We start from the raw sequence: 26169 nt of genomic DNA on the forward strand, positions 1-26169 counted from the left end.
TTCCTGGGTGTCAGGACATCGGCAGGCCCTGCGCGGTCCAGCGCTCACCGATCTGTTCGACGACGAGCGGGAGGCCGAAGCACAACGACAGGTTGCGCGAGGTGAGTTCGAGCTCCAGGGGGCCGGCGGCGAGCACCTTGCCCTGACGGATCATCAGGACATGGGTGAAGCCCGGGGCGATCTCCTCGACGTGGTGCGTGACCATGAGCATGGAGGGGGCGATCGGGTCGCGGGCGAGGCGGCCGAGGCGGCGTACGAGGTCCTCGCGGCCACCGAGGTCGAGACCGGCGGCGGGCTCGTCGAGGAGGAGGAGCTCGGGGTCGGTCATCAGCGCGCGGGCGATGAGGGTGCGCTTGCGCTCGCCCTCGGAGAGCGTGCCGAACTTGCGGTCGACGAACTCGGTCATGCCGAGGCGGTCGAGGAAGGCGCGGGCGCGCTGCTCGTCGACGTCCTCGTAGTCCTCGTGCCAGCCGGCCGTCATGCCGTAGGCGGCGGTGAGGACCGTCTGCAGGACGGTCTGGCGCTTGGGGAGCTTCTCCGCCATGGCGATGCCGGCCATGCCGATGCGCGGGCGCAGCTCGAAGACGTCGACCTTGCCGAGGGTCTCGCCGAGGATGGTGGCGGTGCCCTGGCTGGGGTAGAGGTAGCTGGAGGCGAGGTTCAGAAGGGTCGTTTTTCCGGCGCCGTTGGGACCGAGGATGACCCAGCGCTCGCCTTCCTTGACCGACCAGGAGACCTGGTCCACCAGAGCCCGGCCCTCTCGGACCACGGATACGTCCTCAAGCTCCAGAACATCGCTCATGAGCGCGCTGTCTCCCATTGCAGTCTCGGCCGTCGCTGACGTCTGTGGACGCAGCCCCCAGGGAAAACCTACGCCACCGGTCGACCCGTCCAATCCATCGGCCGGTCCTTAGGGTGGGAGCCATGCATTCGGAACCACGCTCAGGACGGCTGGCGGCATGGGGAAATGCCCTGTTGGCCGGTTTTGCCTCTCCGGACGACGCGGTCGTCGCCATCGTCGGCGAGGACGCGGTGCACCGGGTCGAGGGGCTGCCCGGTGAGACCGCGCCCGTCGGACTCACCCTCGCCCTCGGGCGGCTGCGCACGCTCGGGGTGACCGGTCTGCGGGTCGCGCTGCCCGCGCCCGGGCATCCGCTCGGGTTGAGCGGACCGCCCGACTTCAATGCCCGCGCCCTCGATGCCGAGGAGGCGGTGGTCTGTCACGGGGCCGCGCTGGGGCTCGTACCGGAGGTGTACGAGGCCGGGCCCGAGGGTGATGTTCATGTGGAGGTCGTCTGGCACTGTCTGCCCGTGCGGGAGGCGCCGCCGGCCGATGTGCCGTCCCTCGGCGAGGCGGAGCGGGAGCTCGCGGAGGCGCTGCGCGATGCCACGGAGCTGTTGTCGCGGCTCGATGTCGCCGGGTCCGGTCCGGTCGCCGAGGCGGCGATCGACGCGTACCGGGCTCGGGCCGAGCGGGGGCGTGAGGTGCTCGCCCCCGGGTATCCGCCGCGTGCGGTACGGGTGTTGGAGCTGGCCCAGCGGGTCGGGCTGCTCATCTCCGTCGCCGTCGAGAACGGGCACGGTGGGGCTGTGAGCGCGTCCGAGATGGCCGCGCGCTCCGAGGCGCTGCGGCCGGTCGAGCGGACGGCTCGGCGGGCTCAGGTGGCGGCGTTCAACGCGTTTGTGGAGGAGCGGGAACGCGGGGCTCGCTGAGCTGCGCCCACTGACTCCGCGGGGAGTGTTGTTCGGCGGCTGCGGGTGAGTCGTGGCTGAGTGCGCAGTTCCCCGCGCCCCTAAAAGACCGGGCCCGCCTTTAGGAGTGCGGGGAACCTCGCGCTCGGCCACCGGCGAACCATGGGATCGGGTGGGCCGGAAAGCGGACCGGCCCCCCAGGCTTGCCTGGAAGGCCGGTGGTCAGTGGTGACCCGAGGTGCGAACGTCAGCCGTTGAAGCCGTCGTTGCCGAACGCCGGGTTCAGGATGCCGACAACGTTCACGGTGTTGCCGACCGCGTTCACCGGGACGTGGACCGGGACCTGGACGAGGTTGCCCGAGGCGACGCCCGGCGAGCCGATGGCCTTGCCGTCGGCGTGCGCATCGGTGGCGGAGGCGAAACCGGCACCGGCGGCAACCAGGCCACCGGCCACCATCGTGACGGCTGCGGCCTTCTTCAGGTTCTTCACTTCTTTGAGCCCTCTCCTTGTGAACCACTGCGGCAAAGCGCCGCAGCACGCACTGGAGAACGGCGGAGATCCCGGAAGGATGCGCCATCCGGGGGACATTCCCACGACGGTATGAATCTCAGTCCGGAACGGAACCCTCCGTGTTGCCGTCCGTAGTGCTGTCCGGAAGGCCGCCATTGGGCGGATCAGCAGGTCATCAGCCGGCCACACCATGGCGTACGGCCCACAGGGCGGCCTGTGTTCGGTCGGCGAGGTCGAGTTTCATCAGGATGTTCGAGACGTGCGTCTTGACGGTCTTCTCGGAGAGGACGAGGGCGCGGGCGATCTCGCGGTTGGAGCGGCCGTCGGCGATCAGGCCGAGCACCTCGCGCTCCCGCTCGGTGAGTGAACTGCCTCTCCCCTGTCCGTAGTTGGTCTCCTCCTGGGACAGCAGCGCGCCGGCCACCTCGGGCTGGAGCAGGATGTGTCCGGCGTGGACCGAGCGGATGGCTCCGGCGAGGGCGTCGGGATCCACGTCCTTGTAGACGTACCCGGCGGCGCCCGCGCGCAGGGCCGGGATCACCGTGCGCTGCTCGGTGAAGCTGGTGACGATGAGCACGCGCGCGGGGTTGTCGAGTCCGCGGAGCCTGCGCAGGGCCTCCACGCCGTCCATGCCCGGCATCTTGACGTCCATGAGGACGACGTCGGGCTTCAACTCCTCGGCGCGGGCGACTCCTTCGGCGCCGTCGGACGCCTCTCCCACGACCTCGATGTCGTCCTGTACTTCGAGGAAGGTGCGCAGGCCCCGGCGGACCACTTGGTGGTCGTCGACGAGCAGCACCTTGATTGCGTCAGCCACCAGGGACCTCCATTTCGATCGTGGTGCCCTTTCCGGGCGCCGATTCCACGGTGAGCGTGCCTGCGACGCCGTTGGTCCGGTCGCGCATGGACACCAGGCCGAGGTGGCGTCCCGCGCGGCGCGTCGCCCTGGGTTCGAATCCGCTGCCGTCGTCGGTGACGCGCAGGACTGCGCCAGGTCCGTGCCGCTCCAGGGTGACGTCGACGCGGGCGGCGCCGGAGTGCCGCAGCGCGTTGTGCAGCGCCTCCTGGGCGACGCGCAGCATGGCCTCCTCCTGGGCCGCGGGCAGTGCGCGGACACCGCAGCTGTCGAAGGTCACGCGTGCGGAGTGGGCGCGGTCGAGGACCTGTATCTGGGTGCGCAGCGTGGCGACCAGTCCGTCCTCGTCGAGTGCCGCGGGGCGCAACTCGACGACGGCAGCGCGCAGTTCGTCGGCGGCCTCGGCGGCGAGGGCGGCCACCTGCTGGAGTTCGCCCTTGGCGCGGGCCGGGTCGCGGTCGACCAGGGCGGCGGCGGCCTGGGCGGTGAGGCGCAGGGAGAACAGCTTCTGGCTGACGGCGTCATGCAGTTCGTGGGCGAGGCGGGAGCGCTCCTCGGCGATGGTGAGCTCGCGGCTGCGCTCGTACAGCCGGGCGTTCGTGAGGGCGATCGCGGCGTGCTGGGCGAGGATGGTGAGGAGTTCCTCGTCGTCCTTGGTGAAGCCGCAACCGCCTTCCGCCTCGGGGCTCTGGGAGTGTGGAGGGTTTCCCTCCGCAGGGCGCAGCTTGTTCGCCAGGAACAGGGCGCCCATGATCTCGTCGCCGTCCCGGATGGGCAGGCCCAGGAAGTCGGACATGTCGGGGTGGGCGGAGGGCCAGCCCTCGAAGCGGGGGTCCTCGCGCACGTCGGCGAGGCGCTCGGGGCGGGCCTCGTGCAGCATCGCGGCGAGGATGCCGTGCTGGCGCGGGAGCGGGCCGATGGCCTTCCACTGGGCGTCGCTGACGCCGTCGACGACGAACTGGGCGAAGCCTCCGTGGTCGTCCGGGACCCCCAGAGCCGCGTACTCCGCGTCGAGCAGTTCGCGGGCCGAGGCGACGATCGTCTTGAGGACGTCGCGCACCTCCAGGTGGCGGCTCATGGCCAGCAGCGCGGTGCTCACCGCGGACAGGCCCGACCGGGGTCCTTTGCTCATGACCTCACGGTACCGGCGGGGTGTGACAGCGCGTATCCGACCTGTGGCGCCCCTCTCTAGGCCGCTGGGCCTAGGGCGAAGGGCCCCTGCGCATTGCGGCCCGCGCACGAGGCGGCGGGGGCGGTCCGGTTCCTACGTTGGAGGCAGTCGCCGGGAGCGGCGGCCAAGGGACGAGGGGACGGACGTCATGCCGGTAGCGATCATCACGGGGGCTTCGAAGGGGCTGGGCCGCGCGCTCGCCGAGGCCCTGGCGGAGCGCGGCTGGGATCTGGTGCTCGACGCCAGAACGGCGGGAGTCCTCCAGGAGACGGCAGCCGCCCTCGCCAAGTACGGGACACGGGTCGAGGCGCTGCCCGGGGATGTCACGGACGGTGCTCACCGGGCCGGTCTGGTGGCGGCGGCGCGGGAGCTCGGTGGTGTCGATCTCCTGGTGAACAACGCGAGCGCACTGGGCGCCGAACCGCTCGTACGTCTCGACGCACTGGCCCTGGACGGGCTGCGGCGGGCCCTGGAGGTCAACGTGGTCGCGCCGCTCGGTCTGATCCAGGAGGCGCTGCCGCTGCTGCGGGAGTCCCCCGCGGGCGCGGTGATCGATGTCAGCTCGGACGCCGCGGCCGAGGCGTACGAGACCTGGGGCGGCTACGGGGCCTCGAAGGCGGCGCTGGACCATCTGTCGGCGGTGCTCGGGGAGGAGGAGCCCGGGCTGCGGGTCTGGGCGGTCGACCCGGGCGACATGGGCACCGATCTGTACGCGGCGGCCGTGCCGGACGACGAGGATCCACGGCCGGAGCCGGCCCGTGTCGTGCCCGCCTTTCTGCGGCTGATCGACCGGCGTCCGGCCAGCGGGCGTTTCGGGGCGCCGGCGCTGCTGGAGCAGCGATGACGACGGCCCTTCGGGTGCCGGAGGAGCTGTCGGCCCGGGTGCCCGCCGAGCAGCGGGGCAAGGGGCTCGACCGTGACGCGGTGCGGTTGCTCGTCTCGCGCGGTACGGAAGTGTCGCATCACGGGTTCTCGGAGCTGCCGTCTCTGCTGAGAGCCGGGGACCTGCTCATCGTGAACACGTCACCGACGCTGGCTGCCGCGGTGGACGGGAGGATCGGGCACGCGCGCGTGGTGGTGCATTTCTCCACGCGGGGCGACGACGGGCGCTGGGCCGTGGAGGTACGGGATCCCGACGGGAGGGGCACCACGCGCGCGCGTGCGGGTGGGCCCGCGGGGACAGAGGTGCGTCTCCCCGGGGGCGTACGGCTCGTCCTGGAGGAACCCCTCACGGGGCGGAGCCCGCGGCTGTGGTGGGGACGGGTGTCGGAACCGGGCGGACGGGTGTCAGAACCAGGCGGGCAGCTCTCGGAATCGGGCGGGCGGGTGTCGCAACCGGATGGCCCGGGGCCGGGGGCTGACGTCCCCAGCGCGGAGGCCGACGTCCTGGGGTTGCTGAGTCGGCATGGGAGGCCCATTCGGTACTCCTATACGGAGCGGGACCAGCCGCTGTCCGCGTACCAGACGGTGTTCGCGCTGCCGGCCGCCGACGGGGCGGGCAGCGCGGAGATGCCGAGCGCGGCTCGGCCCTTCACCGCGCGGCTGGTGGCGGCGCTGGTGAGCCGGGGTGTGCAGTTCGCGCCCGTCACGCTGCACACCGGGGTCGCTTCGGCCGAGGCGCACGAGCCGCCGTATCCGGAGCGCTTCGCGGTGCCGGAGACCTCGGCGCGGCTGATCAACGCGGCCAGGGCCGGAGACGGGAGGGTCGTCGCGGTGGGGACCACGGCCGTACGGGCGGTGGAGTCGGCGACCGGTGCCGACGGGGTGGTGCGGGCCGCCGAGGGCTGGACCGACCTCGTGGTGACCCCGGAGCGCGGGGTGCGGGTCGTCGACGGGCTGCTCACCGGGCTGCACGAGCCCGAGGCCTCGCATCTGCTGATGCTGGAGGCGGTCGCGGGGCGGGCCGCCATCGACCGTGGGTACGACGCGGCACTGCGGGGGCGCTACCTGTGGCACGAGTTCGGCGACGTGCACCTCATCCTCCCGGAGGAGGCCCCTCACACAGAGCATTGCTCAAGCAACTGCCGGTGAGAGCGGACCGAGGTCGGTGTGAGCCCGCACATAGGACGCACATCACGTACGAAGGGACTTAGGAGACAAAGGGACTCCTGGTGAGCGGGGCAGACGTGTCAGTCTGCCCCGATTTGCCCTTCCTGGCTCCACTACCCGGCTTCGTACGTCACACCTTTGCCACGGAAAATTGCGACCGCTAAGAATGGCCATCGGTCGCTCGGCGGCGCGGGTTCTTACCCACGGCGCTTGTCCCGGAAACACCTTGTCCCCATCGGGCCGAGAGCGACCTCCGCGCTATTCGAAGAGGTCCATCAGCCATGCCCAAGCAGCAGAACACTCCTGGTCATAGCCGCGCGCTGACCAAGACCCACAAGCTCTCCATCGCCGGTGTCGCCACGCTGGGCGCCGCCGCACTCGCCTTCTCGGTCGTGCCGGGGAACACCCAGCAGGCCAGCGCCGACTCGGTCGCCGCCGCTCCGGTCGCCTTCTCCGCCGAGCAGCTCAAGCCCGCCACGGCCGGTCTCAGCGGACAGCTGGCCGACGCCCAGGCCGCCGCCGCGAAGAAGAAGGCCGCCGACGCCGCGGCCGCCAAGAAGGCCGCGGAGGCCGCCGCGAAGAAGAAGGCCGAGGACGCCCGCAAGGCGAAGGAGGCCGCGAGCCGGTCCGCCAAGCGTGCCGCCGTCAAGCCCGCCGCGAAGACCTACGCGAACAACCTGGACGGCTGGATACGCCAGTCGCTGGACATCATGAAGAAGCACGGCATCCCGGGCACGTACGACGGCCTGCACCGCAACATCATCCGGGAGTCCGCGGGCGACCCGAACGCCATCAACAACTGGGACATCAACGCCATCAACGGTGTCCCGTCCATCGGCCTGCTGCAGGTCATCAAGCCGACCTTCGACGCGTACCACGTCGCCGGCACGGCCAAGAGCCAGTACAACCCGGTCGCCAACATCACCGCCGCCGCCAACTACGCGGCCGACAAGTACGGCTCGATCGACAACGTCAACAGCGCGTACTGAGGTTTGCGCGGACCTCTGACGAGTACGCCGAAAAGGGCGGCCCCCCGACGGGGAGCCGCCCTTCGCGTGTGTTCGTCGAACGGTCCGGCTACTTGCGCATGACCTCGGGCTCGTGGCGGCGCAGGAAGCGCGCCACGAGGAAGGCGCAGACGGCGGCGAGCGCGAACAGCGCGGCCATGTCCAGTGCCCAGGTCAGCGCCTCGTGGTCCCAGAGCGGGTCCGAGTCGGTCGTGTTGTGCGGGTTGATCTTGTTGAAGTCGAGCGTGGTGCCGGCGGCGCCGACCGCCCAGCGCGACGGCATCAGATACGAGAACTCGTTGACGCCCAGGGCCCCGGCCAGGGGGAACAGGCAGCCGGTGAAGACGACCTGGATGATCGCGAACATGACCAGCAGCGGCATGGTCTTCTCGGCGGTCTTCACCAGCGAGGAGATGACCAGGCCGAACATCATCGAGGTGAAGCCCAGCGCCATGATCGGCAGGGAGAGCTCCACCGCGACCGCGCCACCGAGGATCAGGCCCTCGTCGGGGATCGTCCGGCTCATGAAGCCGATCGCGCCGACCAGCGCACCCTGGAGCATGGTGATCACGCCCAGGACGATCACCTTGGACATCAGATACGCGGAGCGCGACAGACCGGTCGCGCGCTCCCGCTCGTAGATGACCCGTTCCTTGATCAGCTCACGGACCGAGTTGGCCGCACCCGCGAAGCAGGCGCCGACCGCGAGGATCAGCAGCACCGTGGCGGCCGTGCTGTTCGGGATGGGCAGGCCGTTCGGACCCAGCTGCTTGTTGACCAGCAGCGTCTTGTCGGGCTCGATGAGCAGGCTCACCGCGCCGAGCACCGCCGGCAGGATCACCGTCAGCGCCAGGAAGCCCTTGTCGGACGCGATCACCGACGTGTAGCGGCGGATCAGGGTCATCAGCTGTGAGCCCCAGCCCTGCGGCTTGGGCGGGCGCATCGCCTGGGCGGACGGCATGTCTACGGACTGCGGAGCCACCGCGTCGATGTCCGCGGCGTACATCTGGTAGTGCTGCGAGCCCTTCCAGCGGCCCGCCCAGTCGTAGTCGCGGTAGTTCTCGAAGGCGGAGAAGACATCGGCCCAGGTGTCGTAGCCGAAGAAGTTCAGAGCCTCCTCGGGCGGACCGAAATAGGCCACCGAGCCGCCGGGCGCCATGACCAGAAGCTTGTCGCAGATGGCCAGCTCGGCCACCGAGTGCGTGACGACGAGGACCGTACGGCCGTCGTCGGCGAGGCCGCGCAGCAGCTGCATGACATCGCGGTCCATGCCCGGGTCGAGGCCGGAGGTCGGCTCGTCCAGGAAGATCAGCGACGGCTTGGTCAGCAGCTCCAGGGCCACCGAGACGCGCTTGCGCTGGCCACCGGAGAGGGAGGTGACCTTCTTCTCCTTGTGGATGTCGAGCTTGAGCTCGCGCAGCACCTCGTCGATACGGGCGTCGCGCTCCTGCGTCGTGGTGTCCGCGGGGAAGCGCAGCTTGGCCGCGTACTTGAGGGCCTTCTTGACGGTCAGTTCCTTGTGCAGGATGTCGTCCTGCGGGACCAGACCGATGCGCTGACGCAGCTCGGCGAACTGCTTGTACAGGTTTCGGTTGTCGTAGAGGACGTCGCCCTCGTTGGCGGGGCGGTAGCCCGTGAGCGCCTTCAGGAGCGTCGACTTGCCGGATCCGGACGGGCCGATGACCGCGATGAGCGACTTCTCCGGGACGCCGAAGGAGACGTCCTTGAGGATCTGCTTGCCGCCGTCGACCGTCACCGTCAGATGGCGGGCCGAGAACGAGACCTCACCGGTGTCGACGAACTCTTCCAGCCGGTCGCCGACCAGCCGGAACGTCGAGTGGCCGACGCCGACGATGTCGTTCGGGCCGAGCAGCGCGGAGCCACCCTTGGCGATCGGCATACCGTTGACGTACGTGCCGTTGTGCGAGCCGAGGTCACGGATCTCGTAGCGGCCGTCCGGCGTCGCGTGGAACTCCGCGTGGTGACGCGAGACCTGCAGGTCGGAGACGACCAGCTCGTTCTCCAGGGCACGGCCGATGCGCATCACACGGCCGAGCGAGAACTGGTGGAACGTGGTGGGGCTGCGGTCGCCGTAGACCGGCGGCGCCCCCGCGCCCCCACCGGATCCCTGCTGCGGCGGAATGTGCGCGCCCTGCTGCGGCTGCCAGCCCTGCTCCGGCGCGTGCTGCTGCGCCTGCGGGGCCTGTTGGGCCCAGCCGGCCGCGGGCGCGCCCTGCGCGGCGTACGGCTGCTGCTGGGGCTGTGCCTGCGGTGCGGCGGCGGCCCCGTTGCCCCCCAGGCTCAGCCGCGGGCCGTCGGTCGCGTTGCCCAGGTGCACGGCCGAGCCGGGGCCGATCTCCATCTGATGGATCCGCTGCCCCTGCACGAATGTGCCGTTGGTGCTGCCGTGGTCCTCGATGACCCAACTGCGGCCGCTCCAGCTGATCGTGGCGTGACGCCAGGAGACCCTGGCGTCCTCGAGCACGATGTCCCCCTGCGGATCACGTCCGAGGGTGTATGGCCTGGACACATCGAGCGTCCAGGTCCGTCCATTCAATTCCAGTACGAGTTCCGGCACTCCATGCCCCACTGAGTTGTCCCCCGAAGTTCCCCCATCACAGGGAGTCTAGGGATGTCGAACATCGTGGGGAACTATTTCAGTAGGACCCCCTTGACCGAAAGTCGGGCCTTGTGAAGACCGCGTACGGGCGGCTTGTCCGTTTCCGTTGACTGGGTTGAAACCGGCCCGGAGAGTGGTAATCCCACGCGAGGGGGACACCGCGGTGGAACCATCGCGGCGCGGAGTCGGGGGGCTGACGATGAGCGACGGAACCGTGGGACACGGCAGGCGTGTGCCGTGGGGTGATGTGCTGCTGGCCTCGATCGCCGCCGTGAGCTGGGCCTTGATCGGCATGGCCGGCGTCGCGGCGCTGGGGCTGCATCTGCTCGGCGCGGACGCGTCCGGCTCGCTCGGGACGATGACCGCGGCGGTCGTGGCGCTCGGGGCGGGTGGTTCGGTGAAACCGTCCGGCGATGTGTCGGCCTTCGGTCTTGAGGGCGCGCAGGCCGACACCGCCCTCCAGATCACGCCACTGGGCGTGAGCCTGGTGGGCGCGCTGCTGCTGTCCTGGTTCTTCTTACGGTCCCTGCGCGGGGCCGGGGTCGTGATCGCGCCGGCCGAACTGTTCGCGCGCGCGGGCGCCGTGGCGGCACTCTTCGTGGCGATGCTCGGCGGTCTGGCCTGGGCGGGGCACGACGTCATCACCATCGACGGCGGCTCGCTGGGGCTGGATTCGCTGCCGGGCGGCGGGCTGCCGGACGAGGTGGACGTGCCCGGGCTCGGTGACATCGGCGGACTGCTGCCCGACCGGCTCGGGGATCTCGCGGACGCGAACGCCAAGGTGGGCTTCACCGTCGAGACCGTGCCGACGCTGCTGGGCGGCCTGGGCTGGGTGCTCGGCGTCCTGGCGATCGCGCTGCTGGCCTCGCGCCGGACACCGCTGCCGCGCGGCCTGACCGCGATGCACCGCCTGGTGCGTCCTGCCGCGTCCGCGCTGGTCACGGTGTTGCTGGTGGCGGTCCTCGCCGGGCTCGCGGCGGCTGCGTACGCGGCCATCGGCGACGACAATCCGAAGCGCATCGCGGGTGCCGCGCTGGTCGGGGCGCCCAACGGGGTGTGGCTGGGCATCCCGATCGGGCTCTTCGTGCCGTGGGACGGCAGCGCGTCGGGACCGCTCGTCCAGTTCCTGCCCGACCCCCTGGACAAGTTGCTGAGCGCTTCCGACGACCAGTCCGTCTCGCTGGGGCGGTTGGCCGAACTGGACAGCCGGGTCTGGCTGTTGGGGGTCGCGGCGGCGCTGATGATGCTCTACGCGGGCGTACTGACCGCGGTGCGCACTCCGTTCGTACGGGAGCGGGGTGTCCTCGGTTTCGCCGGGCGCTGCGCGCTGCGGCTGGGGATCGTGACCGCGCTCGCGATGCCCCTGCTCGCCTGGCTGACGGACGTGTCCGTGGACGCGTCGATGGCGGTGCTGGGCATCGACGCGTTCGACGCGGGGATAGAGCTGCACGGGCAGCTGGGCATGGCGCTGCTGCTCGGGGCGCTGTGGGGCGCGGGCGCGGGGACGGTGGGTGCGCTGCTCGCGTGCGCCACCGGGGCCGCCGGGCGGCGCGCGGCACCGCTGGCACTGGGTGACGTGGGCGCCGACGGCGTGGGCGCTCCCGGCGCCCCGGCCTCCGCTCCGCCGTTCGCGGAGGTCGGCGGGGAGAGCGGGCCCTACAACCCCGGTATGCCGTACCGGCCGGCGAACCCCGACACGAACCCGTATCTGCGGCTGCCCGACGAGCTGCGGGAGCCCGGGCCCGGACGGCGGCCAAGTGTCCCACCGCCGGGACCCCAGTCCCCCGGCAACCGGTCCTCGGGGCCGCCGCCTGCTGGGCCCCGGGCTCCGGGCGCGCAGCCCCCTGGCCGGAGGTCGCCCGGGGCCCAGCCCCGCGGCGGGCAACCTCCCGGGGGGCGGGATCCGGACGGACGCGATCCGGGCGGGCAGGATCGGGGCGGGTGGCCACCAGGTGCGCGGCCACCCGGTGCCCGGCCGCCGAACGACGTGTACGGCGCCCCCACGGTGGCCGGGCCGTTCACACCGCCGCCCGCTCCGGGGCAGCGGCGCCGGCCCCGGTCGTCGCAGGACGGGCCGCCGCCTCCCCCGCCCGACGAGCCGCCGCCTCCGTCCGGGAGGCCGCCCGGACGGCGCTGACCGGCGGTCCGGACGATGCCGACCGGCGGCTCGGGCGGCGCTGACCTGGGCCGTGGCGTGCGGGCGCCACGGCTCGTGAAGACCGCGGACACCTCGACGACACCCACTGTTCCCTGTCCGTCAGGCGGACCTCAGCGGCGTGCGGCACGGGGTGCCGGATACGGTGGAAGCACCATGAGCGCATCACAAACGTCTGATGTCCCCACTCTCCTCGTCAAAATCTTCGGCAAGGACCGGCCAGGAATCACGGCCGGGCTCTTCGACACCCTCGCCGCCTACTCGGTCGACGTGGTCGACATCGAGCAGGTCGTCACCCGTGGCCGGATAGTGCTGTGCGCGCTCGTGACGCACCCGCCGGCCGGCCTGGAGGGCGACCTGCGTGCCACGGTGCACAGCTGGGCGGACTCGATGAGGCTGCAGGCCGAGATCATCTCCGGCCTCGGCGACAACCGGCCCCGCGGGCACGGCAGGTCGCTGGTGACCGTGCTCGGACACCCGCTCACCGCCGAGTCCGCGGCCGCGATCGCCGCCCGGATCACCGGGACCGGCGGCAACATCGACCGTATCTTCCGGCTGGCCAAGTACCCCGTGACGGCCGTCGAGTTCGCCGTGTCCGGTACGGAGCCGGAGGCGCTGCGGACCGCCCTGGTGACCGAGGCGGCGGCCCTGGGCGTCGACATCGCGGTGGTCGCCGCGGGGCTGCACCGGCGGGCCCAGCGTCTGGTGGTCATGGACGTGGACTCCACGCTCATCCAGGACGAGGTCATCGAGCTCTTCGCCGCGCACGCCGGCTGCGAGGACGAGGTCGCCGAGGTGACGGCTGCCGCGATGCGCGGGGAGCTGGACTTCGAGCAGTCGCTGCACGCGCGCGTGGCCCTGCTCAAGGGGCTGGACGCCTCCGTGGTGGACAAGGTGCGCAGCGAGGTGCGGCTCACGCCGGGGGCGCGCACGCTGATCCGTACGCTGAAGCGGCTCGGCTTCCAAGTCGGTGTCGTCTCGGGCGGGTTCACGCAGGTCACGGACGACCTCAAGGAGCGTCTCGGGCTGGACTTCGCCCAGGCCAACACCCTGGAGATCGTCGACGGGAAGCTGACGGGCAAGGTCACCGGCGAGATCGTGGACCGGGCGGGCAAGGCGCGGCTGCTGCGCCGGTTCGCCGCGGAGGCGGGGGTGCCGCTCGGCCAGACGGTGGCGATCGGCGACGGCGCCAACGACCTGGACATGCTCAACGCGGCCGGTCTCGGGGTCGCCTTCAACGCCAAGCCGGTGGTGCGCCAGGCCGCGCACACCGCGGTGAACTTCCCCTTCCTGGACACGGTCCTGTATCTGCTGGGCGTGACACGCGAAGAGGTCGAGGCGGCGGACATGCACGTGGACTGACTTCTCGCACGTCCACGACAGGGACGGGGCCCGGCACCGCGAAGGTGCCGGGCCCCGTCCTCGTGAGAAGGGAACGACCGGGTCTACTCGGACGGCGCCCAGTAGTCGAGCAGCGTGGCCACGCCCGGCTCCAGGGCCTTCCAGGAACCGGTGAAGGAGAGCACGGCGAAGGCGGCGGCGGGGAAGCCCAGGCGGCTCATCCGCTCCTGCGCGTCGCCCTCGGACTGGCCGGCCAGGATGTCGGCGAGGCCCTGCACGCCGGGGTTGTGGCCGATCAGGAGCGCGTTCTGCACATCGTCGGGGGTTTCGTTCAGCACGGCGATCAGCTCGCCGGGAGAGACCTCGTAGAGCCGCTCCTCATAGACCGTTTTCGGCCGATGGGGGAGCTCGTGGACGGCGAGTTTCCATGTCTCGCGGGTCCGGGTCGCGGTGGAGCAGAGGGCCAGATCGAAGGGGATGCCGGTGTCGGCCAGCCTGCGTCCGGCGACGGCGGCGTCCTTGCGGCCCCGCTCAGCGAGCGGCCGCTCATGATCGGAGACCTCGGGCCAGTCGGCTTTCGCATGCCGGAAAAGGACAATCCTGCGGGGTTCTGCGACGCTCATGGTTCCCAGCTTCGCACGAAACACGCCATGGGGCGCAGGGAGTTGACTCGCAGCCTCGACGTGGTGTGCCGGGAGCTCAGGAGCCCTGGTGCAGCACCATCTGCTGGACCTGCTCGAAGAGCCGGCCGACCGCCGGGTCGCCGCTCGTCGCCTGGGCGTCGGCGGGGTTCAGTATCACCAGGAGCAGTGCGGCGAAGGCGAGCGCGGGGAGGACGAGGGCCCACCAGGGGAGCCGGGTCTCGACGCCACGCCTGGTCGCCGGGTGGGGCGGGATGTGCGTTGGGGCCGACATGCCGCCTCCGTGGGGCTTCGAGTGGTCCGTGGTCCGCGTCCTCGCGGTCACATCTCGAAGTTACGGAATCCGGAGCCCTCAACCCATCCGGAGATCCACCCACTTGACCCTGACACTCACCCCCTAGGGGATGGTGGGGCTACCCCCACCATCCCCTCGCGGAGGCGTCACGCAGGAGGGCCCAGGGCGGGCTTCCGGTGGGTCAGGGCGAGTGTCGGGTGGGTCAGGGCGAGGCGATCGACGCGATGACGCCGATGATCACGAAGATGAGGAGGAACGCGCCGAAGACGAGCAGCATCTTCTTCTGGCCGTTCTGGGGATTCGGGTCGAGCACGGGCATGGGCCCAGTCTCCCACCCCTCGGGCGCCCGCTCGCGGGTGGGGTCTGGTCCATGGGGGCCCAGTCACCGCGCGCGGGTGGCGTAGACGCGCCGGTGGGTCCGCGCGCGGGTGATGGCGCGGCGAGGTCACAGGCAGGGTCTCCGGGCCGCCGCACCGCTCGTCCCCGACGGTCACCGCCGGCGCGCGGCCTCGTCCTCCACCGTGCGGTCGCGGCCGGCCAGTATGCCCACCACGATCTGCGGGATCATCAGGCCCGCCATGAGCGCGATGGGCAGCCCCCAGCCTCCGCTGTGCTGGTAGAGCACGCCCACCAGGAGCGGGCCGGGGATCGAGATGAGGTACCCGGTGCTCTGCGCGAAGGCGGAGAGCTGCGCGACCCCCGCTCCCGTCCTGGCCCGCATGCCGACCATGGTGAGGGCCAGCGGGAACGCGCAGTTGGCGATGCCGAGCAGCAGGGCCCACGCCCAGGCGCCGCCCGCGGGGGCGAGGTAGAGGCCCGCGTAGCCGACGAGGCCGCAGACCCCGAGGGCGACCACGATCGGCCCCTGGTGGGGCAGGCGGGTGGCAAGGCGCGGGATGACGAAGGCCAGCGGCACGCCCATCACCATCGTGACGGCGAGCAGCAGTCCGGCCGTGCCCGCCGGGACACCCGCGTCCCGGAAGATCTGCGCCATCCAGCCCATCGTGATGTACGCGGCGGTGGCCTGGAGCCCGAAGAAGACGGCCAGTGCCCAGGCGGTACGGCTCCGGGTGATCCGCAGTGGGGAGGGTTCCTGACCAGCCCCGGAAGGCGACGGCACACCATGAGCCGAAGCCGGAGCCGAGACAGCGTCCCTTGAGAGGGCCGTGCCCCGGGCCCGTACGAGTGGGATCCACGGCAGTACGGCGACGGCCGCGAGCCCCGCCCAGACGGCGAGCCCCGCATGCCAACTGCCGCCCAGGGCCCGGGTCATGGGCACGGTGACGGCGGCAGCCGCGGCGGTGCCGAGTGCGAGGGCCATGGAGTAGAGGCCGGTCATGGAGCCGACCCGGTCCGGGAACCAGCGCTTGACGATCACCGGCATCAGGACGTTGCTGACCGCGATGCCCATGAGGGCGAGGGCGCTGGCGACCAGGAAGCCGGCCGTGTTCCCGGCGAAGGGCCGGATCGCCAGTCCCGCGGCGATCGCGACCATGCCGGCGCAGACCACCGCGGCGGGTCCGAAGCGGCGGGCGAGGCGCGGTGCCATGACACCGAAGACGGCGAAGCACAGCGGCGGTACGGAGGTGAGGAGCCCGGCGAAGCTGCCGCTCATGCCGAGTCCGTCGCGCACCTCTTCGAGGAGGGCGCCGAGGCTGGTGATGGCGGGGCGCAGGTTGAGGGCGGTGAGGACGATGCCGATGATCACCACACGCGTCATCCACGCGCGCGTGGCGGGCGGTTGGAGTTCCGCGTCCTGTGCGGAGCTGCGTATCGGTGGGGACATCGCCGTCCGGGTTTCCTCGCCAGTCATGCCAGCCATCATAGAATCATGGGATGATTGGTTGTCCAATCCCCTGGTGCACACCTGGGGCACAATCCCCTGACACGCATTCCGGTGCGTCCTCCCGGTGCACCCCCTGGCGCGAAGGACCGTCATGCCGCTGAGCCACCCCCGCCGATCGGCACTGTCCGAGCAGGTCATCGCCGAGCTGCGGAACCAGATCACCTCGGGCGAGTGGCCGGTGGGTTCCCGCATCCCCACCGAGCCCGAGCTGGTCGAGCAGCTGGGGGTCGCCCGGAACACGGTCCGCGAGGCCGTCCGCGCGCTCGCGCACAACGGCCTGCTGGACATCCGCCAGGGCTCGGGCACCTACGTCGTGGCGACCAGCGAGCTGGCGGGCGTGATGCACCGCCGCTTCGCGGACGCCGATCCGCGGCACATCGCCGAGCTGCGCTCCACGCTGGAGTCGAGCGCCGCGAAGCTGGCCGCCGAGCGCCGCACGGAGCGCGATCTGAAGCAGCTGGACGCCCTCCTCGTACGCCGGGAGGAGGCCTGGGAGTCGGGCGACGCGGAGGCCTTCGTGAGCGCCGACACGACCTTCCACCTGGCCGTGGTCGCCGCGTCCCACAACGACGTCATGACGGCGATGTACGCGGACCTGGGCGAGGTCGTGCGCGACTGGCTGCGCGAGGACGTGGGCGAGGAGCTGACGCCCGAGACGTACATGGACCACACGCGTCTCGTCGACGCCATCCGCGCGGGCGACGCGGAGACCGCCACCACGGAGGCCGCGGGCTATCCCTTCCTGTGCCGCCCGAGCCGACCCGCCGGCGTCACCTCCGCGTGAACGGGCCCGTCGTCAGCGCTGGTGGCTGACCCAGGCCGAGCGGACTTCCTTCCAGCAGCGGCCGGTCAGCCGTACGGTCTGCGCGGGTCCGGCCTCGACCGAGGCGCCGTCGGAGTCGATGTCCCACCACGGGTCGCACTCGATGTGCAGACGGACGTGATCGGGCTCCGGGTACGGGTTGTGGCAGTACGCCGTCACATACGAACCCTCGACGGCGGTCCGGCACGCCGCTCCGAAAGGCCTCTCCTCGACGGGCACGCGCGCGTGGGGGGCTGTATTCGTGGTGGGCGAGGCAGCGCCACCGGACACCACGAGCAGGAGGGTCAAGGCAGCGAGCAGCGGGGCGAAGCGCTGGGACAGGCGCACAAGGGGACCTCCTCGGCAGGGCTCGGGAGGACATCTCGGGAGGGGGAACTCCTACTCCAGAGTGCGCTGTTACCGGCCCGCACCGCCCGGCCGGTAGGGCCGAACGGGTGACGCCCCGCTCCCCGCACGCTGCGGGAAACGGGGCGTCGAAGCCGTACGAAGGCGGATACGCAAACGTTCGCGTAAACGCTTACGCGCCGATCGCGTGCAGACCGCCGTCGACGTGGATGATCTCGCCGGTGGTCTTCGGGAACCAGTCGCTGAGCAGGGCGACGATGCCGCGGCCGGCCGGGTCGGGGTCCTTGAGGTCCCACTCCAGGGGCGAACGGCTGTCCCAGACGGCGGCCAGGTCACTGAAGCCCGGGATGGACTTGGCGGCCATGGAGCCGATGGGGCCCGCGGAGATGAGGTTGCAGCGGATGTTCTGCTTGCCCAGGTCACGCGCCATGTAGCGGCTGGTGGCCTCCAGGGCGGCCTTGGCCGGGCCCATCCAGTCGTACTGCGGCCAGGCGTACTGCGCGTCGAAGGTGAGGCCGACGACCGAGCCGCCGTTCTGCATCAGCGGCAGACAGGCCATGGTCAGCGACTTCAGGGAGAACGCGGAGACGTGCATGGCCGTGGCGACCGACTCGAACGGCGTGTTGAGGAAGTTGCCGCCGAGGGCGTCCTGCGGGGCGAAACCGATGGAGTGCACGACGCCGTCCAGGCCGCCCAGCTCCTCGGCGACCAGGTCGGCCAGCCGCGCCAGGTGCTCGTCGTTGCTGACGTCGAGCTCGATGACCTTGGTGGGCTTGGGGAGCTTCTTGGCGATGCGCTCGGTCAGTGTGGGCCGCGGGAACGCGGTCAGGATGATCTCGGCGCCCTGCTCCTGGGCCAGCTTCGCGGCGTGGAAGGCGATGGAGGACTCCATCAGCACACCGGTGATCAGGACGCGCTTGCCCTCGAGAATTCCACTCATGGTGATCAGTGACCCATTCCCAGTCCGCCGTCTACGGGGATGACGGCTCCAGTGATGTACGAGGCGTCGTCCGAGGCGAGGAACCGCACCGTCGCGGCGATCTCCTCGGGCTTCGCGTACCTGCCGAGCGGCACCTGCTTCACGATGCCCTCGCGCTGTTCGTCGGTGAGCACCTTGGTCATGTCGGTGTCGACGAAGCCGGGCGCGACGACGTTGAAGGTGATGTTGCGCGAGCCCAGCTCACGCGCGAGCGAGCGCGCGAAGCCGACGAGGCCGGCCTTGGAGGCGGCGTAGTTCGCCTGGCCCGCCGAGCCGAGCAGCCCGACGACCGAGGAGAGCAGCACGACACGGCCCTTCTTGGCCCGCAGCATGGCGCGGTTGGCGCGCTTCACGACCCGGAAGGCGCCCGTCAGGTTGGTGTCGAGGACGGAGGTGAAGTCGTCCTCGGACATCCGCATCAGCAGCTGGTCCTTGGTGATGCCGGCGTTGGCCACGAGCACCTCGACCGGGCCGTGCTCGGCCTCGATCTCCTTGTAGGCCTGATCCACCTGCTCGCTGTCGGTGATGTCGCACTTGACGGCGAGGAAGCCCTCCGGGGGCTCGCCCGAGCGGTACGTGATCGCGACCTTGTCGCCCGCGTCGGCGAAAGCGCGGGCGATGGCGAGGCCGATGCCCCGGTTTCCTCCGGTGACGAGAACCGAGCGGCTCAACGGATCACCCTTTCGATAGCCGGTCTGGTACCTCGAAAACCTATCGGCACCGTCCCCCGTACGGAGAATCGGGCGCCGACAGTGACGTACCGGACTCGCTGTCGGATCCCTACAGAAAGTTGTGGCCCCCGGCGCGCCCGCGCGACATGATCGGACCGACAGGCGACGACAGCAGGGAGACCTCCGTGCCTCATTCCATCGACGAAGCCTTCACGGCACTGCCGCTGAGGGCTCTGGCCGACGCGGCGCTCGCGCGGGCCAGGGCGCTGGGCGCCGACCACGCCGACTTCCGGTTCGAGCGGGTGCGCAGCGCGGCCTGGCGGTTGCGGGACGCGAAGCCCGCCGGGTCCTCGGACACCACGGACCTGGGATACGCGGTGCGTGTGGTGCACGGCGGGACCTGGGGGTTCGCGTCGGGTGTGGACCTGACGATGGACTCCGCCGCGAAGGTGGCGTCGCAGGCCGTGGCGATGGCGAAGCTGTCGGCCCAGGTGATCAAGGCGGCGGGTTCGGACGAGCGCGTGGAGCTCGCGGACGAGCCGGTGCACGCCGAGAAGACCTGGATCTCCTCGTACGAGATCGACCCCTTCTCCGTACCGGACGAGGAGAAGTCCGGGCTGCTCGCCGAGTGGAGCGCGCGGCTGCTCGCGGCCAACGGCGTCAGCCATGTGGACGCCTCGCTGCTGACGGTGCACGAGAACAAGTTCTACGCGGACACGGCGGGGACGGTGACCACGCAGCAGCGGGTCCGGCTGCACCCCCAGTTGACCGCCGTCGCCGTCGACGAGTCGAGCGGCGAGTTCGACTCGATGCGCACGATCGCACCGCCCGTCGGGCGCGGCTGGGAGTACCTCACGGGCACCGGCTGGGACTGGGAGTCGGAGCTCGCGCAGATCCCCGAGCTGCTCGCCGAGAAAATGCGGGCGCCGAGCGTCGAGGCGGGCGTGTACGACCTGGTCGTCGACCCGTCCAACCTGTGGCTGACCATCCACGAGTCCATCGGCCACGCCACCGAACTGGACCGCGCGCTCGGCTACGAGGCTGCGTACGCCGGGACCTCCTTCGCCACCTTCGACCAGCTGGGCAAGCTGCGGTACGGCTCCGACCTGATGAACGTCACCGGGGACCGCACCGCCGAGCACGGGCTCGCGACCATCGGGTACGACGACGAGGGCGTGGCCGGGCAGTCCTGGGACCTGGTGAAGGACGGGACGTTGGTGGGCTACCAACTGGACCGGCGCATCGCGAAGCTGACCGGCTTCGAGCGGTCCAACGGGTGCGCGTACGCCGACTCCCCCGGCCATGTCCCCGTACAGCGCATGGCGAACGTGTCGCTGCAGCCCGATCCCGCCGGGATGTCCACCGAGGATCTGATCGGGAGCGTCGACCGCGGCATCTACGTCGTCGGCGACCGGTCGTGGTCGATCGACATGCAGCGCTACAACTTCCAGTTCACCGGCCAGCGGTTCTTCAGGATCGAGAACGGGCGGATCACCGGCCAGCTGCGGGACGTGGCCTACCAGGCGACGACCACGGACTTCTGGGGCTCGATGGCCTCGGTCGGCGGCCCGCAGACCTACGTCCTGGGCGGCGCCTTCAACTGCGGCAAGGCCCAGCCGGGCCAGGTCGCGGCGGTCTCGCACGGCTGCCCGTCGGCCCTCTTCAAGGGCGTCAACATCCTCAACACCACGCAGGAGGCCGGGCGATGAGTCCTCGTACGAACAAGCCGCACGAGATCGTCGAGCGCGCCCTCGAGCTGTCCCGGGCGGACGGGTGTGTCGTCATCGCCGACGAGCAGTCGACCGCCAACCTGCGCTGGGCGGGCAACGCGCTGACCACGAACGGCGTCACGCGCGGGCGCACGCTGACCGTCATCGCGACCGTGGACGGCAGCGAAGGCACCGCGTCCGGGGTCGTCTCGCGTGCGGCCGTGACCGCGGACGAGCTGGAGCCGCTGGTGCGGGCCGCCGAGGCGGCGGCGCGCGGCGCGGGTCCGGCGGAGGACGCGCAGCCGCTCGTCGAGGGCGTGCCCGCCTCCCCCGACTTCACGGACGCGCCCGCCGAGACCTCGTCGGCGGTCTTCGCCGACTTCGCCCCGGCCCTCGGCGAATCGTTCGCACGCGCGCGTGCGGGCGGACGCGAGCTGTACGGCTTCGCCAACCACGAGCTCGTCTCCAGCTATCTCGGTACGTCCACGGGTCTGCGCCTGCGTCACGACCAGCCCAACGGGACGCTGGAGTTGAACGCCAAGTCGCCGGACCGTACGCGCTCGGCGTGGGCCGGCCGGTCGACGCGGGACTTCAAGGACGTGGACCCGGCGGCGCTCGACGCGGAGCTCGCCACGCGGCTGGGCTGGGCCGAGCGGCGCGTCGAGCTGCCCGCGGGCCGGTACGAGACGCTGCTGCCGCCGACCGCGGTCGCGGACCTGCTGATCTACCAGATGTGGTCGGCGGCGGCCCGGGACGCGGCCGAGGGCCGGACGGTGTTCAGCAAGCCCGGCGGCGGGACGCGCGTCGGCGAGAAGCTCACCGGCCTGCCGCTGACCCTGCGCAGCGACCCGAACGAGCCGGGCCTGGAGTCCGCGCCCTTCGTGCTCACGCACTCCTCGGGCGACGACGCCTCCGTCTTCGACAACGGACTGCCGCTCCGGCCCACGGAGTGGGTCAGTGAGGGCGAGCTGAGGCATCTGACGAGCACCCGGCACAGCGCCGGCCTGACCGGTCTCCCGGTGGCCCCCGGCATCGGCAACATCATCCTGGACGGCGGCGAGGACAAGTCCCTGGAGGACATGGTCGCCGCGACCGAGCGGGGTCTGCTGCTGACCTGCCTCTGGTACATCCGCGAGGTCGACCCGGCGACGCTGCTGCTGACCGGGCTGACCCGGGACGGTGTCTACCTCGTCGAGAACGGCCAGGTCGTCGGCGAGGTGAACAACTTCCGGTTCAACGAGTCGCCGGTGGACCTGCTGGGGCGGGCGACCGAGGCCGGGCGCACGGAGAAGACGCTGCCGCGCGAGTGGAGCGACTGGTTCACCAGGGCCGCGATGCCCGCCCTGAGGGTGCCGGACTTCAATATGAGCTCTGTCAGTCAGGGCGTATAACCTCGATAGCCTCGCAGTCGGCTGCCATCCAGGCCGCCCGAAGACCATCCCCGGCTGCCTGAAGATCATCCAAGGAGACACGAGAACCGTGACGGACATCGTCGACGAGCTGAAGTGGCGCGGGCTGCTGGCCCTCTCCACTGACGAGGACGCATTGCGCAAGGCGTTCGCGGACGGTCCCGTCACGTTCTATTGCGGCTTCGACCCGACCGCGCCCAGCCTGCACCTCGGCAACCTCGTGCAGATCCTCACGATGCGCCGGATCCAGCAGGCGGGCAACCGCCCGCTGGGCCTGGTCGGGGGCGCCACGGGCCTGATCGGCGACCCGAAGCCGAACTCGGAGCGCACGCTGAACGCGCCGGACGTCGTGGCCCTGTGGGTCGAGCGGCTGCGCGCCCAGATCCAGCCGCTGCTGGACTTCGAGGGTCCGAACGCCGCGGTGATGGTCAACAACCTGGACTGGACCCAGGGCCTGTCGGCCATCGAGTTCCTGCGTGACGTGGGCAAGCACTTCCGGGTCAACAAGATGATCGCGAAGGAGGCCGTCTCCCGGCGGCTCAACTCCGACGCGGGCATCAGCTACACGGAGTTCAGCTACCAGATCCTCCAGGGCATGGACTTCCTGGAGCTCTACCGGAGGTACGGCTGCACGCTGCAGACCGGCGGCAGCGACCAGTGGGGCAACCTCACCTCGGGCACCGACCTGATCCACCGGGTCGACCCCGAGGCCGTGGTGCACGCGCTGGGCACACCGCTGATCACCAAGGCGGACGGCACGAAGTTCGGCAAGACGGAGTCCGGCACCATCTGGCTGGACCCGGAGATGACGACACCGTACGCGTTCTACCAGTTCTGGCTGAACGCGGACGACCGGGACGTCTCCAAGTTCCTGCGGATCTTCAGCTTCAAGTCCCACGAGGAGATCGAGGAGCTGGAGAAGCTCACCGAGGAGCGTCCGCAGGCCCGGGCCGCGCAGCGCGCCCTCGCCGAGGAGCTGACGACGCTGGTGCACGGCGGCGAGCAGACGGCCGCAGTGGTCGCCGCGTCGCGGGCGCTGTTCGGTCAGGGCGAGCTCGGTGACCTCGACGCGGCGACGCTGGGCGCGGCGCTCTCCGAGGTGCCGCACATCCAGGTCGCCGAACTCGGTCCGGTGGTGGACCTCTTCGCCGAGGTGGGCCTGGTGGCCAGCAAGTCCGCCGCGCGGCGGACGGTGAAGGAGGGGGGTGCCTACGTGAACAACGTGAAGGTGGCCTCCGAGGATGCCGTTCCCGGCAAGGAGGACCTGTTGCACGGGCGGTGGCTGGTGCTGCGGCGGGGCAAGAAGAACCTTGCCGCCGTTGAGCTCAGCTAGGAGCGGGGAAGCGGCGGGCTCGGTTCGTATGGTGCGGGTGGGTGGTTGTCGCGCCCACGCGGCGGAGCCGCAAAATGTCACAGCCCCGCGCCCCTGAAAGCCGAAAAGTGGGGCGGGGATCCCGGTGGATCCCCGCCCCACTCCCCGTACGTTCAGGCTCTCTGTTTGTTGCCCCGCATCGCCGTGTACATCATGTCGCCGAGGAAGACGATGACGATCGCGGCGCCGAGCTGGAGGGCGTGGCGGCCCCAGTCGATGCCGCGGGTCTCGTCGATGCCGAAGCCACGGGCGATCGCGTTGCCGACGATCGCGCCGATGATCCCGAAGATCGTGGTGAGCCAGAGCGGGCTGTGCTGCTTGCCCGGAATGATCGCCTTGGCCAGCAGGCCCAGCACGAATCCCACGATGATCGCCCACAACCAGCCCATGGCTGCCTCCTATACGGCTCTACGTGAGCATTACGCCCAGTCTCGGCCTGTCCGCCATACGGCGCATGTCGGGCACGGCCATACGCGGTACGACGCAGCCCTCCCCCGCCCAAACCGGACCCGCCCCGGTCTCGTAGGCGACGCAGCCGCGGCGTAACGTGGAGGCTGTACGGGCCAGGGGAGCGTCCGACACAGGCGGGTGGTGGAACGTGATGCGGAAGCAGAGCGAGGTCGAGGTCTTCCGGATCACCGGAGCCAGGCAGGGCCTCGCCGACGATGTACGCGGCAGGCAGCGCCGTTACATCATCTCGATGTCCGTCCGCACGCTCTCGGTGATCCTCGCGGCCACCCTCTGGAACGTCGAACGGCACGTCGCCGTCGTTGCCCTGGCGCTCGGCATCCTGCTCCCGTACGTCGCCGTGGTGATCGCCAACGCGGGCCGGGAGAACGCGCCCTCGCTGCCGTCCACGTTCGTGACCGCGCCGACCCGTCCGATGCTCGCGGCACCCCGTGCGGGCGACGCCGCGGAATCCGTCCCGGAAGACCTCGTGACCGATCCGGGCGCCCGCCTGCGGGACGAGCCGCACGAGCGGACCTGACCACGAACGATCGCCTGTGACCGGAATTCAGGACCGTACCAAGCTCAAGAAAAGCTCAGATCAATCATGTTGTTCCGGTGCCGGGCAGCGGGTTACCCGTGACATACTTCGTACGCGCTCCGCATCCCCCGTCGGAGCGACAGACCGACGCCGGGCAGCTCCCCCCGTGGCTGCTCGGCGTCGCCTTTTGTGGAGCCGGGTTCGTGGCCCCCTCGACAGCACCCCGAGCGGCCGGCCGACACCCCTGACGTAGGGTCGAGACGTGATTCTGAACGTCCCCGGTTCCGACCCGTCCTCGCCCTCCACCCCCATCTGTTCGGCGAAGGCCTGCCGAGCAGACGCGGTCTGGGTCCTCGCCTGGAACAACCCCAAACTGCACACGCCGGAGCGCCGCAAAACGTGGCTCGCGTGCGAGGAACACCGGGAGCACCTGTCCCAGTTCCTGGGCGTTCGGGGCTTCCTGAAGGACGTCGTACTCCTGGAGGACTGGGAGTCCCCAGAGCCCCCGGAGTCCCCCGAGTCCTCTTAGAGCAGAGTCCCTCTAGAGCCTTAAAGCAGAGTCCCCTGGAGGGCCGGCGCGATCAGCCGCCGATGGCCGACATCGGCCGGTCCGGCTGGACGAACGTCGGGTCGTCCAGGCCCGCCCCAGCCTTCTTGCCCCACATGGCGAGCCGCCAGATACGGGCTATCTCCTCGTCCGGCGCGTCCGAGCGCAGGGCAGCCCGCAGGTCGGTCTCCTCGCGCGCGAAGAGGCAGGTGCGGACCTGGCCGTCGGCCGTCAGCCTCGTACGGTCGCAGGCCGAGCAGAAGGGGCGCGTCACGGAGGCGATCACACCGACCCGGTGCGGACCCCCGTCCACGATCCACCGCTCGGCGGGTGCCGAGCCACGCTCGTCGGACCCCTCTTCGGTGAGCTCGAAGCGCGTACGCAGTGAGGCAAGGATGTCACCGGCGGTGACCATGCCGTCGCGCTTCCAGCCGTGCTGCGCGTCCAGGGGCATCTGCTCGATGAACCGCAGTTCGTAGTCGTGCTCCACGGCCCAGGCGAGCAGGTCGGGCGCCTCGTTCTCGTTCAGTCCCGGCATCAGTACGGAATTGACCTTGACCGGGGTCAGCTCCGCGGCGCGGGCGGCTTCGAGGCCCTCGATAACGTCCTTGTGGCGGTCACGGCGGGTGAGGGTCTTGAAGACGTCTGGGCGGAGGGTGTCCAGCGAGACGTTGACCCGGTCCAGGCCCGCCGCCTTCAGGGCGGTCGCGGTGCGCTTGAGGCCGATGCCGTTCGTCGTCAGGGACATCTGGGGGCGGGGCTCAAGGGCGGCCACCCGCTCCACTATGCCGACGAGGCCGGGGCGCAGCAGGGGCTCGCCGCCGGTGAAGCGGACCTCGGTGATGCCCAGCCGGGTGACGGCGATGTCGATGAGACGGACTATCTCGTCGTCCGAGAGCAGGTCCGGCTTTGCCAGCCACTGCAGGCCCTCCTCGGGCATGCAGTACGTGCACCGGAGGTTGCACCGGTCGGTCAGCGAGACACGCAGATCGGTGGCAACTCGGCCGTAGGTGTCGATGAGCACGTGGGCCCCCTCCCTCTAGCTCTTTCCGTACGGACCTCGGCAGAGACATCCGGTCGATCAGTCGATCCGATACCAGCGAGCCTACGTGACGGGACCGACAACGAGACGGGCCCTGATC

The 26169-nt window shown here is 70.7% G+C and carries 25 protein-coding genes and 1 pseudogene; 12 read left to right on the forward strand and 14 right to left on the reverse strand.

Annotated elements, in window-relative coordinates; all coding sequences use genetic code 11:
* Nucleotides 1–277: 277 nt before the first annotated feature.
* Nucleotides 278–820 (reverse strand): annotated as a pseudogene (locus ACN20J_RS12580) (ABC transporter ATP-binding protein); the annotation flags it as partial.
* 104 nt (nt 821–924) lie between these two features.
* On the opposite strand from ACN20J_RS12580, the gene ACN20J_RS12585 reads away from it, so the two are divergent.
* On the forward strand, nt 925–1713 hold the full coding sequence (locus tag ACN20J_RS12585; protein ID WP_189840629.1) for a hypothetical protein: 789 nt from the start codon (nt 925–927) through the stop codon (nt 1711–1713).
* A 226-nt stretch (nt 1714–1939) separates the two neighbouring features.
* Here the strand turns inward: ACN20J_RS12585 and ACN20J_RS12590 are convergent, their stop codons facing one another.
* The 3 genes from ACN20J_RS12590 to ACN20J_RS12600 form a co-directional block, all read right to left on the reverse strand.
* Nucleotides 1940–2182, reverse strand: a complete 243-nt coding sequence (locus tag ACN20J_RS12590) for a chaplin (protein WP_189840628.1) — start codon at nt 2180–2182, stop codon at nt 1940–1942.
* A 196-nt stretch (nt 2183–2378) separates the two neighbouring features.
* Entirely contained in the window at nt 2379–3020 is a 642-nt protein-coding gene (locus tag ACN20J_RS12595; RefSeq protein WP_189840627.1) for a response regulator, read from the reverse strand.
* Nucleotides 3013–4191: a GAF domain-containing sensor histidine kinase gene (locus ACN20J_RS12600; RefSeq protein WP_419665898.1), complete on the reverse strand. Its 1179-nt coding sequence runs from the start codon at nt 4189–4191 to the stop codon at nt 3013–3015. Before ACN20J_RS12600 ends, ACN20J_RS12595 begins: the two co-directional genes overlap by 8 nt.
* Nucleotides 4192–4378: 187 nt before the next feature.
* Between ACN20J_RS12600 and ACN20J_RS12605 the strand changes: the two genes are divergently transcribed.
* From ACN20J_RS12605 to ACN20J_RS12615, 3 genes are all read left to right on the forward strand, one after another.
* Entirely contained in the window at nt 4379–5074 is a 696-nt protein-coding gene (locus ACN20J_RS12605; RefSeq protein WP_189840625.1) for an SDR family NAD(P)-dependent oxidoreductase, read from the forward strand.
* Entirely contained in the window at nt 5071–6261 is a 1191-nt protein-coding gene (locus tag ACN20J_RS12610; RefSeq protein ID WP_419665899.1) for an S-adenosylmethionine:tRNA ribosyltransferase-isomerase, read from the forward strand. The genes ACN20J_RS12605 and ACN20J_RS12610 overlap by 4 nt, the downstream gene beginning before the upstream one ends.
* A gap of 299 nt (nt 6262–6560) precedes the next feature.
* Nucleotides 6561–7268, forward strand: coding sequence for a transglycosylase SLT domain-containing protein (locus tag ACN20J_RS12615; RefSeq protein WP_419665900.1), 708 nt, complete (start codon nt 6561–6563; stop codon nt 7266–7268).
* Nucleotides 7269–7356: 88 nt separating this feature from the next.
* Here the strand turns inward: ACN20J_RS12615 and ACN20J_RS12620 are convergent, their stop codons facing one another.
* Entirely contained in the window at nt 7357–9864 is a 2508-nt protein-coding gene (locus ACN20J_RS12620) for an FHA domain-containing protein (RefSeq protein ID WP_190230165.1), read from the reverse strand.
* A gap of 241 nt (nt 9865–10105) precedes the next feature.
* Between ACN20J_RS12620 and ACN20J_RS12625 the strand changes: the two genes are divergently transcribed.
* Entirely contained in the window at nt 10106–12043 is a 1938-nt protein-coding gene (locus ACN20J_RS12625) for a streptophobe family protein (RefSeq protein WP_419665901.1), read from the forward strand.
* 174 nt (nt 12044–12217) lie between these two features.
* Nucleotides 12218–13423: a phosphoserine phosphatase SerB gene (serB, locus tag ACN20J_RS12630; protein WP_055615412.1), complete on the forward strand. Its 1206-nt coding sequence runs from the start codon at nt 12218–12220 to the stop codon at nt 13421–13423.
* Nucleotides 13424–13506: 83 nt separating this feature from the next.
* On the opposite strand, the gene ACN20J_RS12635 is transcribed toward serB, so the two are convergent.
* From ACN20J_RS12635 to ACN20J_RS12650, 4 genes are all read right to left on the reverse strand, one after another.
* Nucleotides 13507–14025: a SixA phosphatase family protein gene (locus tag ACN20J_RS12635; protein ID WP_055615411.1), complete on the reverse strand. Its 519-nt coding sequence runs from the start codon at nt 14023–14025 to the stop codon at nt 13507–13509.
* Between the two features lie 76 nt (nt 14026–14101).
* A complete protein-coding gene (locus tag ACN20J_RS12640) occupies nt 14102–14317 on the reverse strand; it encodes a hypothetical protein (RefSeq protein ID WP_190230167.1) in 216 nt (71 codons plus the stop codon).
* 223 nt (nt 14318–14540) lie between these two features.
* Nucleotides 14541–14657 (reverse strand): SGM_5486 family transporter-associated protein, encoded by a 117-nt coding sequence (locus ACN20J_RS12645; RefSeq protein ID WP_107102519.1) that lies wholly within the window; start codon nt 14655–14657, stop codon nt 14541–14543.
* A gap of 171 nt (nt 14658–14828) precedes the next feature.
* Nucleotides 14829–16163 carry a CynX/NimT family MFS transporter gene (locus ACN20J_RS12650; RefSeq protein WP_419665902.1) on the reverse strand — a complete coding sequence of 445 codons (1335 nt, stop codon included), beginning with the start codon at nt 16161–16163 and terminating at the stop codon, nt 14829–14831.
* A gap of 112 nt (nt 16164–16275) precedes the next feature.
* Between ACN20J_RS12650 and ACN20J_RS12655 the strand changes: the two genes are divergently transcribed.
* Nucleotides 16276–16968 (forward strand): FadR/GntR family transcriptional regulator, encoded by a 693-nt coding sequence (locus ACN20J_RS12655; protein WP_419665903.1) that lies wholly within the window; start codon nt 16276–16278, stop codon nt 16966–16968.
* Nucleotides 16969–16980: 12 nt separating this feature from the next.
* Here the strand turns inward: ACN20J_RS12655 and ACN20J_RS12660 are convergent, their stop codons facing one another.
* The 3 genes from ACN20J_RS12660 to fabG all read right to left on the reverse strand — a co-directional run bounded on the left by ACN20J_RS12660 (nt 16981) and on the right by fabG (nt 19002).
* On the reverse strand, nt 16981–17334 hold the full coding sequence (locus ACN20J_RS12660; RefSeq protein ID WP_189840619.1) for a hypothetical protein: 354 nt from the start codon (nt 17332–17334) through the stop codon (nt 16981–16983).
* Nucleotides 17335–17524: 190 nt separating this feature from the next.
* Complete coding sequence (gene fabI / locus ACN20J_RS12665; protein WP_055615406.1) at nt 17525–18292, reverse strand: enoyl-ACP reductase FabI; 768 nt, start codon at nt 18290–18292, stop codon at nt 17525–17527.
* 5 nt (nt 18293–18297) lie between these two features.
* Nucleotides 18298–19002, reverse strand: coding sequence for a 3-oxoacyl-[acyl-carrier-protein] reductase (fabG, locus tag ACN20J_RS12670; protein WP_189840618.1), 705 nt, complete (start codon nt 19000–19002; stop codon nt 18298–18300).
* A 146-nt stretch (nt 19003–19148) separates the two neighbouring features.
* Here fabG and ACN20J_RS12675 point away from each other — a divergent pair, with 146 nt between their 5' ends.
* The 3 genes from ACN20J_RS12675 (at nt 19149) to tyrS (ending at nt 23453) form a co-directional block, all read left to right on the forward strand.
* Nucleotides 19149–20711, forward strand: a complete 1563-nt coding sequence (locus tag ACN20J_RS12675) for a TldD/PmbA family protein (protein WP_419665904.1) — start codon at nt 19149–19151, stop codon at nt 20709–20711.
* Nucleotides 20708–22102 carry a metallopeptidase TldD-related protein gene (locus tag ACN20J_RS12680; protein ID WP_189840616.1) on the forward strand — a complete coding sequence of 465 codons (1395 nt, stop codon included), beginning with the start codon at nt 20708–20710 and terminating at the stop codon, nt 22100–22102. Before ACN20J_RS12675 ends, ACN20J_RS12680 begins: the two co-directional genes overlap by 4 nt.
* Nucleotides 22103–22190: 88 nt before the next feature.
* Entirely contained in the window at nt 22191–23453 is a 1263-nt protein-coding gene (tyrS, locus tag ACN20J_RS12685; RefSeq protein WP_190230171.1) for a tyrosine--tRNA ligase, read from the forward strand.
* A 152-nt stretch (nt 23454–23605) separates the two neighbouring features.
* Here tyrS and ACN20J_RS12690 read toward each other — a convergent pair whose 3' ends face one another.
* Nucleotides 23606–23881, reverse strand: coding sequence for a GlsB/YeaQ/YmgE family stress response membrane protein (locus ACN20J_RS12690; RefSeq protein ID WP_189840614.1), 276 nt, complete (start codon nt 23879–23881; stop codon nt 23606–23608).
* A gap of 212 nt (nt 23882–24093) precedes the next feature.
* On the opposite strand from ACN20J_RS12690, the gene ACN20J_RS12695 reads away from it, so the two are divergent.
* Complete coding sequence (locus tag ACN20J_RS12695; RefSeq protein ID WP_189840613.1) at nt 24094–24480, forward strand: DUF3099 domain-containing protein; 387 nt, start codon at nt 24094–24096, stop codon at nt 24478–24480.
* A gap of 262 nt (nt 24481–24742) precedes the next feature.
* Entirely contained in the window at nt 24743–25009 is a 267-nt protein-coding gene (locus tag ACN20J_RS12700) for a hypothetical protein (protein ID WP_361919240.1), read from the forward strand.
* Between the two features lie 52 nt (nt 25010–25061).
* Here ACN20J_RS12700 and moaA read toward each other — a convergent pair whose 3' ends face one another.
* Nucleotides 25062–26051 carry a GTP 3',8-cyclase MoaA gene (moaA, locus tag ACN20J_RS12705; RefSeq protein ID WP_189840611.1) on the reverse strand — a complete coding sequence of 330 codons (990 nt, stop codon included), beginning with the start codon at nt 26049–26051 and terminating at the stop codon, nt 25062–25064.
* Between the last annotated feature and the right edge of the window lie 118 nt (nt 26052–26169).

This window comes from Streptomyces sp. 2-1 (assembly GCF_048564895.1).
Classification (GTDB): domain Bacteria; phylum Actinomycetota; class Actinomycetes; order Streptomycetales; family Streptomycetaceae; genus Streptomyces; species Streptomyces phaeochromogenes.

What these genes read in the sequence shown, in the direction of transcription:
- ACN20J_RS12585 (WP_189840629.1), top strand. Translation starts at nt 925, where the DNA reads ATGCATTCGGAACCACGCTCAGGACGGCTGGCGGCATGGGGAAATGCC.
- ACN20J_RS12600 (WP_419665898.1), bottom strand. Translation starts at nt 4,191, where the DNA reads ATGAGCAAAGGACCCCGGTCGGGCCTGTCCGCGGTGAGCACCGCGCTG.
- ACN20J_RS12605 (WP_189840625.1), top strand. Translation starts at nt 4,379, where the DNA reads ATGCCGGTAGCGATCATCACGGGGGCTTCGAAGGGGCTGGGCCGCGCG.
- ACN20J_RS12610 (WP_419665899.1), top strand. Translation starts at nt 5,071, where the DNA reads ATGACGACGGCCCTTCGGGTGCCGGAGGAGCTGTCGGCCCGGGTGCCC.
- ACN20J_RS12615 (WP_419665900.1), top strand. Translation starts at nt 6,561, where the DNA reads ATGCCCAAGCAGCAGAACACTCCTGGTCATAGCCGCGCGCTGACCAAG.
- ACN20J_RS12625 (WP_419665901.1), top strand. Translation starts at nt 10,106, where the DNA reads ATGAGCGACGGAACCGTGGGACACGGCAGGCGTGTGCCGTGGGGTGAT.
- serB (WP_055615412.1), top strand. Translation starts at nt 12,218, where the DNA reads ATGAGCGCATCACAAACGTCTGATGTCCCCACTCTCCTCGTCAAAATC.
- ACN20J_RS12635 (WP_055615411.1), bottom strand. Translation starts at nt 14,025, where the DNA reads ATGAGCGTCGCAGAACCCCGCAGGATTGTCCTTTTCCGGCATGCGAAA.
- ACN20J_RS12640 (WP_190230167.1), bottom strand. Translation starts at nt 14,317, where the DNA reads ATGTCGGCCCCAACGCACATCCCGCCCCACCCGGCGACCAGGCGTGGC.
- ACN20J_RS12645 (WP_107102519.1), bottom strand. Translation starts at nt 14,657, where the DNA reads ATGCCCGTGCTCGACCCGAATCCCCAGAACGGCCAGAAGAAGATGCTG.
- ACN20J_RS12650 (WP_419665902.1), bottom strand. Translation starts at nt 16,163, where the DNA reads ATGATGGCTGGCATGACTGGCGAGGAAACCCGGACGGCGATGTCCCCA.
- ACN20J_RS12655 (WP_419665903.1), top strand. Translation starts at nt 16,276, where the DNA reads ATGCCGCTGAGCCACCCCCGCCGATCGGCACTGTCCGAGCAGGTCATC.
- fabI (WP_055615406.1), bottom strand. Translation starts at nt 18,292, where the DNA reads ATGAGTGGAATTCTCGAGGGCAAGCGCGTCCTGATCACCGGTGTGCTG.
- ACN20J_RS12675 (WP_419665904.1), top strand. Translation starts at nt 19,149, where the DNA reads ATGATCGGACCGACAGGCGACGACAGCAGGGAGACCTCCGTGCCTCAT.
- ACN20J_RS12680 (WP_189840616.1), top strand. Translation starts at nt 20,708, where the DNA reads ATGAGTCCTCGTACGAACAAGCCGCACGAGATCGTCGAGCGCGCCCTC.
- ACN20J_RS12690 (WP_189840614.1), bottom strand. Translation starts at nt 23,881, where the DNA reads ATGGGCTGGTTGTGGGCGATCATCGTGGGATTCGTGCTGGGCCTGCTG.
- ACN20J_RS12695 (WP_189840613.1), top strand. Translation starts at nt 24,094, where the DNA reads ATGCGGAAGCAGAGCGAGGTCGAGGTCTTCCGGATCACCGGAGCCAGG.